The organism is Streptomyces fodineus (assembly GCF_001735805.1).
GTDB classification, from domain to species: Bacteria; Actinomycetota; Actinomycetes; order Streptomycetales; family Streptomycetaceae; genus Streptomyces; species Streptomyces fodineus.
The window spans coordinates 7056629-7072513 of record NZ_CP017248.1 but is presented as its reverse complement, the minus strand read 5'-3'; the positions used below and the strand labels follow the sequence as shown (position 1 = coordinate 7072513).

Below are 15885 nucleotides of genomic sequence, written 5' to 3'. Positions count from 1 at the left end.
TTATGCGGACCAAACCCTAGCCGACGCCCTCCGGGGGTTCGCGGGGAGGGGGGCATACGCGCTAGGGGTCACCCGAAAGCGCCCGGGAGCTCGGGTGGTTTCGGTGCGTTTGCGGCTGTGGACCGGTCGGTGGCTCCCGCGCGGTTCCCCGCGCCCCTGACCACTTGCCGGAAGCTTTAACGTTGCTGTGTGTCCTACTTTGACGCCGCGTCCGGCGCTCCTCTGCATCCCGTGGCCCGGCAGGCCTTGATGGCCTCCCTGGATGAGGGATGGGCCGATCCCACGCGCCTCTACCGGGAGGGACGCAAGGCCCGTCTGCTGCTCGATGCCGCACGTGAAGCGGCCGCCGAGGCGATCGGCTGCCGAGCCGACGAACTGGTCTTCACCTCCTCCGGCACGCGGGCCGTACACACGGGTGTCGCGGGGGCGTTGGCCGGGCGGCGGCGGATCGGACGCCACCTGATCGTGTCGTCCGTCGAACACTCCTCCGTACTCCATTCGGCGGAGGCGTTCGAGGCGGACGGCGGGACGGTGACCCAGGTGCCGGTGAACCGGGCGGGTGCCGTTCAGCCCTCGGGCTACGGCGCCGCCCTGCGCCCGGACACCGCGCTGGCGTGTCTGCAGTCGGCCAACCACGAGGTGGGGACCGTGCAGCCGGTCGCCGAGGTGGCCGAGGTGTGCCGGGCCGCCGGGGTGCCGCTGCTGGTGGACGCGGCGCAGTCGCTGGGATGGGAGCCCGTCGAGGGCGACTGGTCGCTGCTCACGGCCGGCGCGCACAAGTGGGGCGGGCCGTCCGGGGTCGGGCTGCTCGTCGTACGCAAGGGGGTGCGGTTCGCCGCCCAAGGGCCCGTCGACGAGCGGGAGTCGGGGCGGGCACCCGGGTTCGAGAACATCCCGGCGATCGTGGCGGCGGCGGCCTCCCTGCGGGCGGTGCGCGCCGAGGCGGCCCAGGAGGCGGTACGGCTGCGGGAGCTGACGGAGCGGATCCGGGCGCGGGTGCCACGGCTGGTGCCGGACGTGGAGGTCGTCGGCGATCCCGAGCGGCGGCTGCCCGGGATCGTCACCTTCTCCTGCCTCTACGTCGACGGCGAGGCGCTGCTGCACGAGCTGGACCGGCAGGGCTTCTCGGTCTCCTCCGGCTCCTCCTGCACGAGCAGCACCCTGACACCCAGCCATGTGCTGAGGGCGATGGGCGTGCTGAGCGAGGGGAACGTACGGGTGTCCCTGCCGATGGGGACGGCCGAGGAGGACGTGGAGCGGTTCCTGGCGGTGCTGCCGGGAGCCGTGGCCGGGGTCCGCGAGAAGCTGGGCGCACCGACGGCCGCGGCCACCGCGGCGGGTCCGGCGGAACTCGTCGTCGACTCCCTGGGCAAGCGCTGCCCGATCCCGGTCATCGAACTGGCCAAGGTGTTCGGCCAGGTACCGGTGGGCGGCACGATCCGCGTCCTCTCCGACGACGAGGCGGCCCGCCTGGACATCCCGGCGTGGTGCGAGATGCGGGGGCAGGAGTACGTCGGGGAGGAGCCGGCGGAGCAGGGGACGGCGTATGTCGTACGCCGGGTGAGCTGAAGGCGGGTCCGGGGGGGTGGAGCCCCCCGGAGTCGCGGCTCAGCCCAGGTGCGCCTGGACCTCCTGCCCGGCATCGTCCCCGTACGCCTTCACGAACCGCTCCATGAAGTGCGCCCGCCGCAACCGGTACTCCTGCGTCCCCACCGTCTCGATGACGAGCGTCGCCAGCATGCACCCCACCTGAGCGGCGCGCTCCAGCGGAACCCCCCAGGCCAGTCCCGACAGGAATCCCGCGCGGAAGGCGTCGCCGACACCCGTGGGGTCGGCCTTGAGCTCCTCCTCGGGGCAGCCGACCTCGACCGGGTCCTCGCCGGCCCGCTCGATGCGCACGCCGCGCGCGCCGAGCGTGGTGACGCGGTGGCCGACCCGGCCCAGGATCTCGGCGTCGTTCCAGCCGGTCTTGGTCTCGATGAGGCCCTTCTCGTACTCGTTGGAGAACAGGTACGTCGCCCCGTCCAGCAGCAGACGGATCTCGTCGCCGTCCATCCGGGCGATCTGCTGGGAGAAGTCGGCGGCGAAGGGGATCGCGCGGGAGCGGCACTCCTCGGTGTGGCGGAGCATCGCCTCCGGGTCGTCGGCGCCGATGAGGACCAGGTCGAGGCCGCCCACGCGGTCGGCGACGGTCTTCAGCTCGATGAGGCGGGCCTCGCTCATCGCGCCGGTGTAGAACGAGCCGATCTGGTTGTGGTCGGCGTCGGTGGTGCACACGAAGCGGGCGGTGTGCAGGGTCTCGGAGATCCGGACCGACTCGGTGTCCACACCGTGCCGGTCGAGCCAGGCCCGGTACTCGTCGAAGTCGGCGCCGGCGGCACCGACCAGGATCGGTGCGGTGCCGAGCTGGCCCATGCCGAAGGCGATGTTCGCGGCGACGCCGCCGCGGCGGACGTCCAGGTTGTCGACGAGGAAGGAGAGCGAAACCGTGTGCAGCTGGTCCGCGACGAACTGATCCGCGAAACGGCCGGGGAAGGTCATGAGGTGGTCAGTGGCGATGGAGCCGGTGACTGCGATGCGCACGACGGGGAATCTCCTGCGGGAGGCTGGATTGACAGTTCACGCTACCCGGTTGGCCGCCGCCGCTGTAGCTGGCGAAACTACCCGATAGTAGATCTTTCTTCGCGGCCTCGAGCAGGCCTACGGTGCCAGCATGACGAACCTCAAGTTCCGCCCCACCGCTCCCGCCGGCCTCGAGGGTGATCTCGAGGGCGATCTCGCCGTGCTGCGCGGCGACTGCGCCCGGATGGCCGCGCACTGGGCGGCTCCCGAGCGCGCCGAGTCCCGGCCGGTGCCGCTGTCCCTGATCCACGGGGTCACCGTGCCGGCGAGGTCCGCGCGGCTGCTGGACGCGATGTCGGACTACGGCGACTGACGCGGGGGCGCGTTTCGCAGGGAACCGCACGCTCCCCTCCCGCGTCCCATCGCCGTCCCCCACGCGGGGGATGCGGGATACGACCAGCGAGGAGCGATGCGGTGAACACCGAGCGACCCGAGAACCGCGAGCACCCCGAGGGCTCCGAGCATGCCGAGAGCGCAGGGAGCACGGGGGACACCGGGAGCGCAGCGAGCCCGGCGGGCCGCGAGGACTCCGGAAAGCCCGAGCCGGCGAGCACACCGGCGGACGGCGCCGACGGCGCCGACGGCACGGAGGGCGGGCAGGCGGGCCGGGGGCGCTCGCGGCTCGCCGTGATCTGCGTCGCCGCCGCTGTGCTGCTGGTCGGCGGCGGTGGCGCCTATCTCGCGGCGGGCGGTCGCAGCGCCGCCCCGGGCTCGGCCGGTGGCGGTGCCACTCCCCCGCCGCTCGCACTGGACGGCTTCAGCGGCACGGGCGGCATCGCCGCGGGCGAGCCGGACCCGTACGGCGCGACGTACGTCGCCGAGGGCGACCTGCCGGCCGGCCCCGGCTCGGCACCGGTGTACGCACCCAAGGGCGAGGTCGGCAAGGACGCGGTGGCGCGGCTGGCCAAGGCCCTCGGCATCGACGGCACGCCGGTGGCCGAGGGAGCGGTCTGGCGGGTCGGCGGCAGGGACGGCTCAGGGCCCAGCCTGCAGGTGAACCGGGACGCGCCGGGCAGCTGGACCTACAGCCGGTACGCGCCGGGCACCGACGACTGCAAGAAGGGTGTCCTCTGTGCGCACGACCCGATGGGCCCGGCCGGCGCGCCGGTGAGCGTGCGGAAGGCGACCGAGGCCGCCACTTCGGTGCTGAAGGCGGCCGGACTGGACGACGCGAAGATCGACGCGAGCCAGGTCATGGGCGCCCAGCGGGTGGTCAACGCCGAGCCGGTGGTCGGCGGGCTGCCGACGTACGGCTGGACGACCGGTCTGACCGTGGACCGGCAGGGCGAGCTGGTCGGCGGGCACGGGCTGCTCGGGTCGCCGGTGAAGGGCGACACGTATCCCGTGCTGAGCGCCGCGAAGACGCTGAAGCTGATGAACGCGGCGCCCAAGAGCGACCACCGGATGGGCATCGGCGGCTGTGCCAGTCCGATGCCGCTGAAGGACCGGCTGGAGCAGCCCTGCGGCGCCTCGACGGGGGTGCCGACGGCGGGGACGGACCAGGGGGCCGACCGGGCCGGCGTGGAGAAGGCGGTGTTCGGGCTGTCGGCGCACTCCGTGGCCGGGCGGCAGACGCTGGTGCCGTCCTGGTTGTTCGAGGTGCGGGGGCCTGCCGGCGAGGCCGCGTCCACGGTTTCGTATCCGGCGGTCGATCCGAGGTATCTGGCGTCCGCCGCCACGCCCTCGGCGCCTGCCGCATCCGGGGCGCCCCGGAATGTGAAGGTCACCGGCTACACGGCCGAGGGCCGGGACCTGGCCGTGAGCTTCTACGGCGGGGTGTGCGCCGACTACACGGTGGCGGCGAAGGAGGGCGGGGAACGGGTGACCGTGACCGTCACCGAGCGTCCCTGGCCGGACAAGGTGTGCGTACTGATCGCCAAGGAGTACGTGAAGACCGTACGGCTGGCTGCTCCGCTCGGCGGGCGGGCGGTGGTCGGTGACGACGGTGCCCGGATCCCGCAGGGCGCTCCGCGGGCAGAGCGGTGACGGTCGTACGGCGTCCGCGTACGACGAAAGGCGGCCCCCTGTCCGGGGGCCGCCTTTCTCATACCGTCAGGCCGTGGCCGTCGGCTCAGCTGAAGGAGTCGCCGCAGGCGCAGGAGCCCGTCGCGTTCGGGTTGTCGATGGTGAAGCCCTGCTTCTCGATCGTGTCCACGAAGTCGATGGTGGCGCCGCCGAGGTACGGAGCGCTCATGCGGTCCGTGACGACCTTGACCCCGCCGAAGTCCTTCTCCACGTCACCGTCGAGCGAGCGCTCGTCGAAGAAGAGCTGGTAGCGCAGGCCGGAGCAGCCGCCGGGCTGGACGGCGACCCGCAGCGCGAGGTCGTCGCGGCCTTCCTGGTCGAGCAGGGCCTTGACCTTGGCCGCGGCGGCGTCGGTCAGGATGATGCCGTCGGTGACGGTGGTGGTCTCGTCCGATACGGACATCTACATCTCTCCCGGGTTGTACGGAGACTGCTTGCCGACGAGTGCAACCGGCACTTCCGCGGATTCATTCCGGGCCGGGCAGTCGCGTTGGGGCGTTTTCACTTCTGTCTTCATGCTCGCACATGCCCGTGGGCGCCGACAGCGGCCTGTGGAGGGACCCCGGGCGGGGCCGAGCGGGACCCGAGCGGGAGCCGAGGGGGATTCACGTCACATCGACGTTATGGCCATCGTCAAACTGACGTGAACCAGTTATGATAGATAGCGTCAGTTAGACGAAAAGTAGAAAGGGTGCGTGTCGTGACCACCGCCCAGACCACGGAGCTCGATGTGCAGCCGACTCCGCTCGCCCTGCTGCTGCTCGGCCGGGAGGCCGACCCGAAGAGCGAGCGGGGCGTCGAGTGCCCCGGTGACCTGCCCTCGCCGTCCGACCCCGACCTGGTGATGCGCGCCCGCGCGGCCAAGGAGAAGCTCGGCGACAAGGTCTTCGTGCTCGGTCACCACTACCAGCGCGACGAGGTCATCCAGTTCGCCGACGTCACGGGTGACTCCTTCAAGCTGGCCCGGGACGCGGCCGCGCGCCCGGAGGCCGAGTACATCGTGTTCTGCGGTGTGCACTTCATGGCCGAGTCCGCGGACATCCTGACCTCCGACGACCAGAAGGTCGTCCTGCCCGACCTCGCCGCCGGCTGCTCCATGGCCGACATGGCCACGGCCGAGCAGGTCGCGGAGTGCTGGGACGTCCTGACGGAGGCCGGGATCGCCGAGCAGGTCGTGCCCGTCTCGTACATGAACTCCTCGGCCGACATCAAGGCGTTCACCGGCAAGCACGGCGGCACCATCTGCACCTCCTCCAACGCCAAGCGCGCCCTGGACTGGGCCTTCGAGCAGGGCGAGAAGGTGCTCTTCCTGCCCGACCAGCACCTCGGCCGCAACACCGCCGTCCGGGACATGGGCATGTCCCTGGACGACTGCGTGGTCTACAACCCGCACAAGCGGAACGGCGGGCTGACGGCCGAGGAGCTGCGCGCGGCGAAGATGATCCTCTGGCGCGGGCACTGCTCGGTCCACGGCCGCTTCAACCTCGACTCGGTCAACGACGTCCGTGCGCGCATCCCGGGCGTGAACGTCCTGGTCCACCCCGAGTGCAAGCACGAGGTCGTGGCCGCGGCGGACTACGTCGGCTCCACCGAGTACATCATCAAGGCCCTGGAAGCCGCCCCGGCCGGCTCCAAGTGGGCCATCGGCACCGAGCTGAACCTGGTCCGCCGCCTGGCGAACCGTTTCGCGCCCGAGGGCAAGGAGATCGTCTTCCTCGACAAGACGGTCTGCTTCTGCTCGACCATGAACCGCATCGACCTGCCCCACCTGGTCTGGGCCCTGGAGTCCCTCGCCGAGGGCAACCTGGTCAACCGGATCGAGGTCGACAAGGAGACGGAGGCGTTCGCGAAGCTGGCGCTGGAGCGGATGCTGGCGCTGCCGTAGGCCGACCTCGGCAGCCCGCTGTCGTGGCACCGGCGCAGGAACGCGGCAAGGCGCCACGGCAGCCGGCCCCCGGTCGCGGCGACCACCACCGGATACTGGCGGGTGGTGATCGCCACGAACCCGGATCCTGCGGCCAGGCCGCAGGCCGCGGCCGTCGCGGCGGCGAACGGCCACGGCACCCGTAGCCGGTCGACGAAGAGCAGCGCCCAGAACGCCGCGCCCGCCATCACGGCAGCCGCCACCAGCCCGGCCGGCGCGTCGTTGCGCGGCGGGGACAGCGGGGTGGGCGCGCGTACCCCAGAAGGAACTGAACACCCCTCGGCGGTACGGGAGTTGGCGCCGACAAGGCGCGGTCCGGGCCGCCGTGCCCGGCCGTACCGGATCAGTGCGGGCCCGTGGAACGCCGCAGTGTGGGGATCACTCCATCCTCGGACGTACCAGCCCCGACTCGTACGCGATCACCACCAGCTGCGCCCGGTCGCGGGCGCCCAGCTTGGCCATGGCCCGGTTGACGTGCGTCTTCACCGTCAGCGGGCTGACCCGCAGGCGTTCGGCGATCTCGTCGTTGGAGTGGCCGCCGGCGACCTGGACCAGCACCTCCCGCTCCCGGCCGGTGAGCGCGCCGAGCCGCTCGGAGCGGGCCGGGTCGCGGCCGTCGTCGTCGCCCCGGGCGAGGAAACGGGCGATCAGCCCCTTGGTCGCGGTGGGAGACAGCAGGGCCTCGCCGCCCGCCGCGACCCGGATGGCGTTCAGCAGTTCCTCCGGCTCGCTGCCCTTGCCGAGGAAGCCGGAGGCGCCGGCGCGGAGGGCCTGCACGACGTAGTCGTCCACCTCGAAGGTGGTCAGGATGACCACGCGGACCTCCGCGAGGGAAGGGTCGGTGCTGATCAGCCGGGTGGCGGCGAGCCCGTCCGTGCCGGGCATCCGGATGTCCATGAGGACCACGTCGGTGGAGCGCTCCTTGGCCAGCCGGACCGCTTCGGCCCCGTCGGACGCCTCCCCCACCACCTCCATGTCCGGCTCGGAGTCGACCAGCACCCGGAACGCGCTGCGCAGCAGTGCCTGGTCGTCGGCGAGCAGGACACGGATCGTCATGCGGGCTCCCCCGGGGCCGTCGTACGGGTCTCGGTACGGGTCTTGAGGGGCAGGATCGCATGGACGCGGAAGCCGCCGCCGTAGCGGGGTCCGGTGGTCAGGGTGCCGCCGAGCGCGGTGACCCGTTCCCGCATGCCGAGCAGCCCGTGCCCGCCGCCGGCCCCGGGCACGCCGGCCGCGCCCGCGCCGTCGTCGAGGACGGTGACCTCGATGTTCGGTCCGACGCGTACGACACTGACCTCGGCCTTGGCGTCGGCTCCGGCATGCTTCTGGGCGTTCGTCAGCGCTTCCTGGATGATCCGGTAGGCGGCGAGATCGACGGCGGCGGGGAGTTCCGTGCCCTGGTCGGCACGGGCCACCTCCACCGGCAGCCCCGCGTGGCGGAAGGTGTCGGCCAGGTCGGCCAGCCGGCTGAGACCCGGAGCGGGCTCGGTCGGGGCCTCGGGGTCGCCGGACTGGCGCAGCAGGCCGACCGTGGCGCGCAGTTCCTCCAGCGCCGAGCGGCCGGCCTCGCGTACATGCCCCAGGGCCTCCTTGGCCTGGTCGGGCCGCTTGTCCATGACATGCGCGGCCACTCCTGCCTGCACGTTCACCAGGGCGATGTGATGGGCGACGACGTCGTGCAGATCGCGGGCGATGCGCAGCCGCTCCTCGGCGACCCGGCGGCGGGCCTCCTCCTCGCGGGTGCGTTCGGCTCTTTCGGCCCGCTCCCGGATGGCCTGGACGACCGCGCGCCGGCTGCGGACCGCGTCCCCGGCGGTGGCGCCGATGCCGGTCCAGGCGAGCACGCCGATGTTCTCCTGCGCGTACCAGGGCTGCGAGCCGCCCAGCATGGCGGCGGCGGTCAGCACGGTCATGGTGAACAGGCCGACGCGCCAGGTGGTGGTGCGGTCGGTGCTCGCGGCGACGGTGTACAGGGCGATGACGGCGGACATCGCGACCGGGGTACGGGGGTCGCCGGTGACGCACTCGATCACGGAGAGGACACCGGTGACGGCGAGGACCGTCTTCGGGGCACGGCTGCGGAAGGCGAGCGCGGCCGCGGCGAGCAGCATGAGGAGGAGGCTGAGAGGGCCGGGGCTGCGGATGCCCCAGGTGACCCCGTTGTTGCCGCGGGGGGTCACGAAGGATCCCGCGATCATGCACACCAGCACGCCCGCGGCGATGGCCGCGTCCAGCGCGAGAGGATGCGCTTTCAGGCTGCAGCGGGCGCGGTCGAGTGTGCTCACGGACGAACACAGTACGGGGGCTTTGCGGTGCCCTGTACCGGTGAGCGCCCCGAAGGGTGCGGGGCACCGCGCGAGGAACCCACCGCGGACCCGCAGTGGCCCTGCCGCAGAACCCCCCGAGCTCTCAGGCCACCGCTCTGCTCAGCCCGGGATCAGCCCCTCGTCGCCGAGCATCTGGCGGACCTCGTCCAGCGTCGCGTCCGGCGAGGGAAGGATCAGCTCCGAGGGTTCCAGCGCGTCGTCCGGCAGCGGAGTGCCGAGGCGGCGGACGGAGTCCAGGAGAGCGCCGAGCGTGCGGCGGAAGCCGGCCTCGTCGCCGCTCTCCATCTCTTCCAGCAGCTCGTCGTCCAGCTTGTTCAGCTCGACGAGGTGGGAGTCGTCCAGCTGCACCTGGCCCTCCCCCATGATCCGTACGATCACGTCGGCCTCCTCGGCTCGGGTCCCGCGCCGGACTACTGCTTGTCGAAGCGCGGGGTGTCCTGCGGCTGCTGCTGGGTCTGCCCCTGGCCGGTGCCGCCCTCGATGGCCTGCTGCGGGGAGCCTCCGGCCAGCTCGGCCTTCATGCGCTGCAGTTCCAGCTCTACATCCGTACCACCCGAGATGCGGTCCAGCTCGGCGGCGATGTCGTCCTTGGCCATGCCGGTCGGGTCGTCCAGGGCGCCGGAGGCGAGCAGCTCGTCGATGGCGCCGGCCCGCGCCTGGAGCTGGGCGGTCTTGTCCTCGGCGCGCTGGATGGCCAGGCCGACGTCGCCCATCTCCTCGGAGATGCCGGAGAAGGCCTCGCCGATCCGGGTCTGGGCCTGGGCGGCGGTGTAGGTGGCCTTGATGGTCTCCTTCTTCGTACGGAACGCGTCCACCTTGGCCTGCAGGCGCTGGGCCGCCAGGGTGAGCTTCTCCTCCTCGCCCTGGAGGGTGGCGTGCTGCGTCTGGAGGTCGGTGACCTGCTGCTGGAGGGCGGCGCGCCGGGACAGCGCCTCGCGGGCCAGGTCCTCGCGGCCGAGCGCGAGCGCCTTGCGGCCCTGGTCCTCCAGCTTGGTGGACTGCTGCTGCAACTGGTTGAGCTGAAGTTCCAGGCGCTTGCGGCTGGTCGCCACGTCGGCGACGCCACGGCGGACCTTCTGCAGCAGCTCCAGCTGCTTCTGATACGAGTAATCGAGGGTCTCGCGCGGGTCCTCGGCCCGGTCAAGGGCCTTGTTCGCCTTCGCGCGGAAGATCATCCCCATACGCTTCATGACACCGCTCATGGGCTTCGCGCGCCCCCTTCTGACGGACTCCAGCTCACAGATCCTGCGACAGGACCCACAGTACGGGCCCTGACTCCATTACCGCACTGTTCGGGGAGTGATGAGCTCATCCCCAAGAACGACTGCGGACCGTACCGCTCCGGCGCAAGGAGTAGGTGACCCCCTGGCGGAACGTCCCCTCTGTCCCCCTACAGACGTCCGGTGTTGCCGGATCGTTCCCCGTCGGGCTGGGGTCCATGCCGGTGAAGCCCTTACGCTTGGGTTTTGTGTTCCGTAGCCGTGCCAAGGAAGAGAAGGCCCCCGCCGACAAGGCGCAGGTGACCCTCTCCAAGCAGCCCCGTGACCCGCAGGCCAAGAAGGGCAGGCCCACGCCCAAGCGCAGTGAGGCCCAGTCCCAGCGGCGCAGCGTGGCCCATACGCCGACCAATCGCAAGGAGGCCGCGAAGCGCCAGCGCGAGGAGCGGCGCGAGGCCCTGCAGCGACAGCGCCAGGCGCTGGCCAGCGGTGACGAGCGCTATCTGCCCGCCCGGGACAAGGGCCCGGTCCGCAAGTTCGCCCGCAACTGGGTGGACTCGCGGTTCAATGTGGCGGAGTTCTTCCTGCCGCTCGCCGTCGTGATCCTCGTGCTGAGCGTGGTGCGGGTGCCGGCGATCCAGTCGATCGCGCTGCTGCTGTGGCTGGTGGTGATCGTGCTGATCGTGGTGGACGCGGCGATCAGCGGCTTCCGCCTGAAGAAGCGCCTGAAGGAGCGCTTCCCGGACCAGAACACGCGCGGCGCGGTCGCCTACGCGCTGATGCGCTCGCTTCAGATGCGCCGGCTCCGGCTGCCCAAGCCGCAGGTCAAGCGCGGAGAGCGGCCCTGAGCGCAGAGCCTTTCGCCGGGGGCGCGGCCGAGGCCTGGCTGAACAAGGTGGGCAAGCTGCGTGATGTCGTACGCCAGGAGCTGGTGGCCCGGCAGCTGGACGAGCAGATAGCCGGGCGGTTCCCGGTCGGGCAGCGGCTGCGGGTGCTCGACGTGGGGATGGGCCAGGGCACGCAGGCGCTGCGGCTGGCCCGGCTCGGCCATCAGGTGACCGGGGTCGAGCAGGACGCGACGATGATCGCCGCCGCCCGTGAGGCGCTGGCCGCGCAGCCGGAGGGCATCCGCGAGCGGGTCCGGCTGGTGCAGAGCGACGGGCGCGACACCGGTGTGCACTTTCTGCCGGGCAGCTTCGACGTGGTGCTGTGCCACGGCGTACTGATGTACGTCGAGGAGCCCGACCCGCTGGTCGCGGGCCTGGCGAGGATGCTCGCGCCCGGTGGGCTCCTCTCCCTCCTCGTCCGCAACGGCGACGCGCTCGCCATGCGCCCGGGCCTCGCCGGGGACTGGGCGGGCGCCCTGGCCGCGTTCGACACCACCGGCTACCACAACCGCCTCGGCCTGGACGTACGCGCCGACCGGCTCGCGGCGCTCACCGCCACGCTCGACGGCATCGCCGCCCCGCTGCACGCCTGGTACGGCGTCCGGGTCTTCACCGACACGGCGCCGGACGACGCAGCGATCCCCGCCGACCTGGAGACACTCCTCGCGGCCGAGGAGCGCGCCGGCCGCACGGACCCCTACCGCCGGGTCGCGGCACTGCTGCACCTGTGCGGCGTACGGGGCTGAAGCCCCCCGGATCAACACCACACGCCCGGCAACTGGTGCCCACAGGCCGGGCGCACGACCCCCACCACCGGACCACGGCACCGCTGCGGCTTACGAGGCTGAAACCCTCCCGATCAACACCACACGCCCGCCGACCAGCACACCGCAGGCCGCGCACACGGCCCCCGGCCACCGGATCACGGCACCGCCGCACCCACGCGGCTTACGAGGCTGAAGCCCCCCGGATCAACACCACACACCCGGCAACTGGTGCCCACAGGCCAGGCGCACGACCCCCAGCCCCGGACCACGGCACCGCTGCCACGTACGGGGCTGAAGCCGTTCGGGTCAACAGCGCGGGCCGGTTGATCTGTGCGCGGTGAGACTCGGGGTATGGACGCTTCCCTCCGTCGTGCCCTCCACAGGGTCGTCGCCTCGGCCGCGCTGGTGTGCTGCTTGGCCGCCGGCTGTACCAGCACGACTCCCAAGGCCCGGCAGAACAGTGCGACGACCGCGGGCGACCTGCAGGGTCAGTACCAGAAGGTCGTCAAGGAGGTCCTGCCGTCGGTCGTGCAGATCCAGGCGCGCCAGGACCTGGGCTCCGGGGTGGTGTACGACGACAAGGGACACATCGTCACCAACGCGCACGTGGTCCAGTCGGAGAAGTCCCTCAAGGTGACCACGGCCAACAACGAGGAGCCGCTCACCGCGAGCCTGGTGTACTCCTACCCCGAGCAGGACCTGGCCGTGCTCAAGCTGGACAAGGTACCGGCCGGGCTGCGGCCGGCCTCGTTCGCCGACTCCGAGAAGGTGGAGGTCGGCCAGATCGTGCTGGCCATGGGCTCGCCGCTCGGGCTGTCGTCCAGCGTGACCGAGGGCATCGTCTCGGCGACCGGGCGGACCGTCAGCGAGGCGCCCGGCGGGGGCACGGGTGCGACGATCGCGAACATGGTGCAGACCTCGGCCGCCATCAACCCCGGCAACAGCGGCGGCGCGCTGGTCAATCTCGCCGGGCAGGTCATCGGCATCCCGACGCTCGCCGCCACCGACCCCGACCTCGGAAACAACGCGGCGCCCGGCATCGGGTTCGCCATCCCGGCGTCGATGGTGAGGACGATCACCGACCAGATCATCAAGCAGGGCAAGGTCGTCGACTCGGGGCGGGCCGCGCTCAACATCAGCGCGCGGACCGTCGTGGACGAGCGCTACCAGCCCGCCGGGGTGGCGGTGGTCAGCGCCAAGGCCGGCGGGGCGGCCGACAAGGCGGGCATCGGGCCGGGCGACATCATCACCAAGCTGGGTGACCAGCCGATCACCACCATCACCTCCCTCTCGGAGGCGCTGGCGACGGACAAGCCGGGCCAGAAGACGTCGGTGACCTTCCAGCGGGGCGGCAGCCAGAAGACGGTGGAGGTGACGCTGGGCGAGCAGTGAGGAGGGCTACGACCGCGGGCCGCACCCCTCCGCACCGTGGAGCCCACCGCACCGCGGGACCCTCCGCACCGCGGGCCGGGGCTACGCCGCGTCGGCGTGCAGGCTCATCGGCCCGTAGATCTCGGTGTTCTCCTCGAACAGCCGCACCTGGTCGGCCCCGCCCTCCAGGAGCGCCTTCCAGTGCTCGCCGATCCAGGACTCGGCATCGCCTTGCGTGGTGAACTCCTCGGGCAGCACGGCGGGCTGGACCTCCGTCCCGTCGGTCTTCTCGAACCGCCACGTCCATGCCGTCATGTGGGCCTCCTTCGATCCAACACCTGCTGGAAGAGTATGCGCTCCGCGGGTTCGGCCGGCAGAGGATGTGGATCATCCGGTGAGCGGCACCCCCCGGTACAGGCGAGAATCGGTGCGTGGAAGTGACTCTGCTCGGTACCGGTGCCCCGGCCGGACTGCCCCGCCCCGACTGCCCCTGCGCCGCCTGCGCGACCGCGCTCGGGCCGGACTCCCGCGCGGCGACCGCCGTGCTGGTGGACGGGGCGCTGCTGCTGGATCTGACGCCGGGCGTGGCGTTCGCGGCGGCGCGGGCCGGGCATTCGCTGGGCGGGGTACGGCAGGTGCTGCTGTCGCATCCGCACGACGGCCCGGCGGTGGAGGTGCCGGCCGGGCTGCCGCACCCCGGGCGGATGCCGGACGGGCGGGAGTTGGCGCTGCTGACGGGGCATCGGGTGCGGGCGGTGGCGATGGACGCGGGCGGCACCGGGTACGCGGTGACCGGCCCGGACGGAGACCACCTGCTGTATCTGCCGCCGGGCGGCGCCCCGGCCGGTCTGGAGGAGCCCACGGCGGAGTCGTACCAACTGGTCCTCGCGGACGTCGTGGGCCGCCCGGACGCGCTGGCGCGGCTGAGGGCGGTGGGCTCGGCCGGCCCGACGACGGACGTGATCGCCGTCCACCTCGACCACGACGTGCCGCCCGGCGCGGAGCTCGGGCGACGGCTGGCGGCGGCCGGGGCGCGGGCGGTGCCGGACGGTACGACGCTGACGGTCGGCGCGTACGAGGACGTGCCGGACGTGCCGCGCCGGACACTGGTGCTGGGCGGGGCCCGCTCGGGCAAGTCGGTGGAGGCCGAGCGGCGGCTGGAGTCCTTCCCCGAGGTGCTGTACGTGGCGACCGGCGGGACGCGGGGCGGGGACACCGAGTGGGCCGAGCGGGTGGCCGCGCACCGGGAGCGGCGGCCGGGGTCGTGGCGTACGGCGGAGACGACGGACCTGGTGCCGCTGCTGGGTGAGGACGGGCCGCCGTTGCTGATCGACTGTCTGTCCCTGTGGCTGACGGACGTCATGGACTCCGTGGGGGCGTGGGACGACGCGGAGTGGGCGGGCGGGGGTGAGAAGTCCCTGCGGGAGCGGGTGCGGGAGCTGACGGAGGCGGTGCGCCGTACCCGGCGGACGGTGGTGGCGGTGTCGAACGAGGTGGGCTCGGGGATCGTGCCGGCGACTGCCTCCGGCCGTCGGTACCGGGACGAACTCGGGCGGCTGAACGCGGCGTTCGGGGCGGAGTGCGAGCAGGTGCTGCTGGTTGTCGCCGGTCAGGCCTTGGCGCTGCGGGGCTGAGGGGCCCCGGTGCCGCCGCGGGCCCGGGGTCGGGCACGCGGTACGACCCCATCGCGCGCCCGCGGTCAGCGGGCGGGCTTGCGGGCCACGATTCTGTAGGCGTTGGAGAACGGGGTGCGGCGGGCCAGTGGGGCCAGGACGTGGTCCAGAGCCGTCGCCGCGGGCTGCAGGGGCGCTGTGGCGAGCCTGAGCAGGGGGCGGCGGGCCGAGGCCAGGGTGAGGGCGCCCGAGAGGTCGTAGGGGATGTGCGGGGCGTGGCGGTCCGTGACGAGGATCGTGCAGCCCAGGGTCTCCAGCTCCGCGCGCAGATTGGCCAGGGGCAGCAGGTGGAGGTGGCGGGGCTGGCCGTAGGGCAGCCACCATCTGCCGAGCAGCGCAGCGAACACGCAGCGCGGATCGGGGACTTCCACGACGAGGTGTCCGCCGGGGCGCAGCACCGTCAGGGCCGCGCGGAGTTCGGCGCGCGGGTCCGGTGTGTGCTCCACATGGCGGAACATGCTGACCACGTCGTAGCGGGCGTACAGCCGGGCCGCCGTTCCGGGGGTGGCGAGGTAGCCGAGGTGGGCCTCCTCGACCCGCTCCGCCAGCTGGGCCTGCTGCACCCGGGCCGTCGGGTCCAGGCCGTCGAAGCTGGTGTAGGGGAAGAACTCCTTCGCCGCCTCGGGAAAGCCGGCGTGGCCCGTGCCGACGTCCAGCCAGCTCTCCGGTTCGGCCAGCGCCGACAGCTTGCGGGCGGTGGCCCGGTGCCGCCGGCGGACCGCGGCGGCGGACAGGACGCGGCCGGTGAACTCCTCCAACTCCCGTTCGTAGACGTCCCGGTGGAAGAAGGCGAAGCCTTCCGCGGTGAGCCGGGGGTTCTGGAAGGCGTGGGCACAGTCACGGCACTGGTCGACGGCGAACGTGCCCGGCCGGTGTCGCAGCGGGTCGCTCGCCCGCACCCGGGTGCGCAGCCGTGCGGAGCCGCACCAGGGGCAGTTCTCGCGACGCGGCTCGAGGAAGGGGTCGCAGGACTGCTGGGGGAAGGCCCTGCGGGAGCGGGTCTCCGGCGTGGTGGGCGAGGTCGACATGGGTGGCTCCCTGGGAGGTCGACATTCCGCTGCAAACCGGAACG

At 72.3% G+C, this 15885-nt stretch carries 16 protein-coding genes; 8 read left to right on the top strand and 8 right to left on the bottom strand.

Annotated features, from left to right (window positions below; genetic code table 11):
- The first annotated feature begins 189 nt into the window (after positions 1-189).
- Complete coding sequence (locus tag BFF78_RS30400; protein WP_069781335.1) at positions 190-1569, top strand: cysteine desulfurase/sulfurtransferase TusA family protein; 1380 nt, start codon at positions 190-192, stop codon at positions 1567-1569.
- A gap of 39 nt (positions 1570-1608) precedes the next feature.
- On the opposite strand, the gene BFF78_RS30395 is transcribed toward BFF78_RS30400, so the two are convergent.
- A complete protein-coding gene (locus tag BFF78_RS30395; protein WP_069781334.1) occupies positions 1609-2583 on the bottom strand; it encodes a carbohydrate kinase family protein in 975 nt (324 codons plus the stop codon).
- 130 nt (positions 2584-2713) lie between these two features.
- Here BFF78_RS30395 and BFF78_RS30390 point away from each other — a divergent pair, with 130 nt between their 5' ends.
- Positions 2714-2935, top strand: coding sequence for a hypothetical protein (locus tag BFF78_RS30390; RefSeq protein ID WP_069781333.1), 222 nt, complete (start codon positions 2714-2716; stop codon positions 2933-2935).
- A 101-nt stretch (positions 2936-3036) separates the two neighbouring features.
- Positions 3037-4608, top strand: a complete 1572-nt coding sequence (locus tag BFF78_RS30385; RefSeq protein WP_069781332.1) for a hypothetical protein — start codon at positions 3037-3039, stop codon at positions 4606-4608.
- Positions 4609-4693: 85 nt separating this feature from the next.
- On the opposite strand, the gene BFF78_RS30380 is transcribed toward BFF78_RS30385, so the two are convergent.
- Positions 4694-5050, bottom strand: a complete 357-nt coding sequence (locus tag BFF78_RS30380) for an iron-sulfur cluster assembly accessory protein (RefSeq protein WP_028422454.1) — start codon at positions 5048-5050, stop codon at positions 4694-4696.
- 297 nt (positions 5051-5347) lie between these two features.
- On the opposite strand from BFF78_RS30380, the gene nadA reads away from it, so the two are divergent.
- Complete coding sequence (nadA, locus tag BFF78_RS30375; protein ID WP_069783908.1) at positions 5348-6532, top strand: quinolinate synthase NadA; 1185 nt, start codon at positions 5348-5350, stop codon at positions 6530-6532.
- Positions 6533-6949: 417 nt separating this feature from the next.
- Here nadA and BFF78_RS30370 read toward each other — a convergent pair whose 3' ends face one another.
- The 4 genes from BFF78_RS30370 to BFF78_RS30355 form a co-directional block, all read right to left on the bottom strand.
- Entirely contained in the window at positions 6950-7627 is a 678-nt protein-coding gene (locus tag BFF78_RS30370; RefSeq protein WP_069781331.1) for a response regulator, read from the bottom strand.
- Complete coding sequence (locus tag BFF78_RS30365) at positions 7624-8856, bottom strand: sensor histidine kinase (RefSeq protein WP_069781330.1); 1233 nt, start codon at positions 8854-8856, stop codon at positions 7624-7626. Before BFF78_RS30365 ends, BFF78_RS30370 begins: the two co-directional genes overlap by 4 nt.
- Before the next feature lie 141 nt (positions 8857-8997).
- Entirely contained in the window at positions 8998-9276 is a 279-nt protein-coding gene (gene pspAA, locus BFF78_RS30360; RefSeq protein WP_069781329.1) for a PspA-associated protein PspAA, read from the bottom strand.
- Between the two features lie 32 nt (positions 9277-9308).
- The gene (locus BFF78_RS30355) at positions 9309-10100 is read right to left on the bottom strand and encodes a PspA/IM30 family protein (protein WP_079161543.1); all 792 of its coding nucleotides are present in this window, start codon (positions 10098-10100) and stop codon (positions 9309-9311) included.
- A gap of 266 nt (positions 10101-10366) precedes the next feature.
- Here BFF78_RS30355 and BFF78_RS30350 point away from each other — a divergent pair, with 266 nt between their 5' ends.
- The 3 genes from BFF78_RS30350 (at position 10367) to BFF78_RS30340 (ending at position 13161) form a co-directional block, all read left to right on the top strand.
- The gene (locus BFF78_RS30350; protein ID WP_069781327.1) at positions 10367-10963 is read left to right on the top strand and encodes a DUF3043 domain-containing protein; all 597 of its coding nucleotides are present in this window, start codon (positions 10367-10369) and stop codon (positions 10961-10963) included.
- Between the two features lie 83 nt (positions 10964-11046).
- Positions 11047-11748: a class I SAM-dependent methyltransferase gene (locus BFF78_RS30345; RefSeq protein ID WP_069783907.1), complete on the top strand. Its 702-nt coding sequence runs from the start codon at positions 11047-11049 to the stop codon at positions 11746-11748.
- 372 nt (positions 11749-12120) lie between these two features.
- Positions 12121-13161: a S1C family serine protease gene (locus tag BFF78_RS30340; RefSeq protein ID WP_069781326.1), complete on the top strand. Its 1041-nt coding sequence runs from the start codon at positions 12121-12123 to the stop codon at positions 13159-13161.
- Positions 13162-13242: 81 nt separating this feature from the next.
- Here the strand turns inward: BFF78_RS30340 and BFF78_RS30335 are convergent, their stop codons facing one another.
- Entirely contained in the window at positions 13243-13455 is a 213-nt protein-coding gene (locus tag BFF78_RS30335) for a hypothetical protein (protein WP_069781325.1), read from the bottom strand.
- Positions 13456-13571: 116 nt separating this feature from the next.
- Here BFF78_RS30335 and BFF78_RS30330 point away from each other — a divergent pair, with 116 nt between their 5' ends.
- Positions 13572-14774: a bifunctional adenosylcobinamide kinase/adenosylcobinamide-phosphate guanylyltransferase gene (locus BFF78_RS30330; protein WP_069781324.1), complete on the top strand. Its 1203-nt coding sequence runs from the start codon at positions 13572-13574 to the stop codon at positions 14772-14774.
- A gap of 65 nt (positions 14775-14839) precedes the next feature.
- Here BFF78_RS30330 and BFF78_RS30325 read toward each other — a convergent pair whose 3' ends face one another.
- Complete coding sequence (locus BFF78_RS30325; RefSeq protein ID WP_069781323.1) at positions 14840-15841, bottom strand: class I SAM-dependent methyltransferase; 1002 nt, start codon at positions 15839-15841, stop codon at positions 14840-14842.
- Positions 15842-15885: the final 44 nt, after the last annotated feature.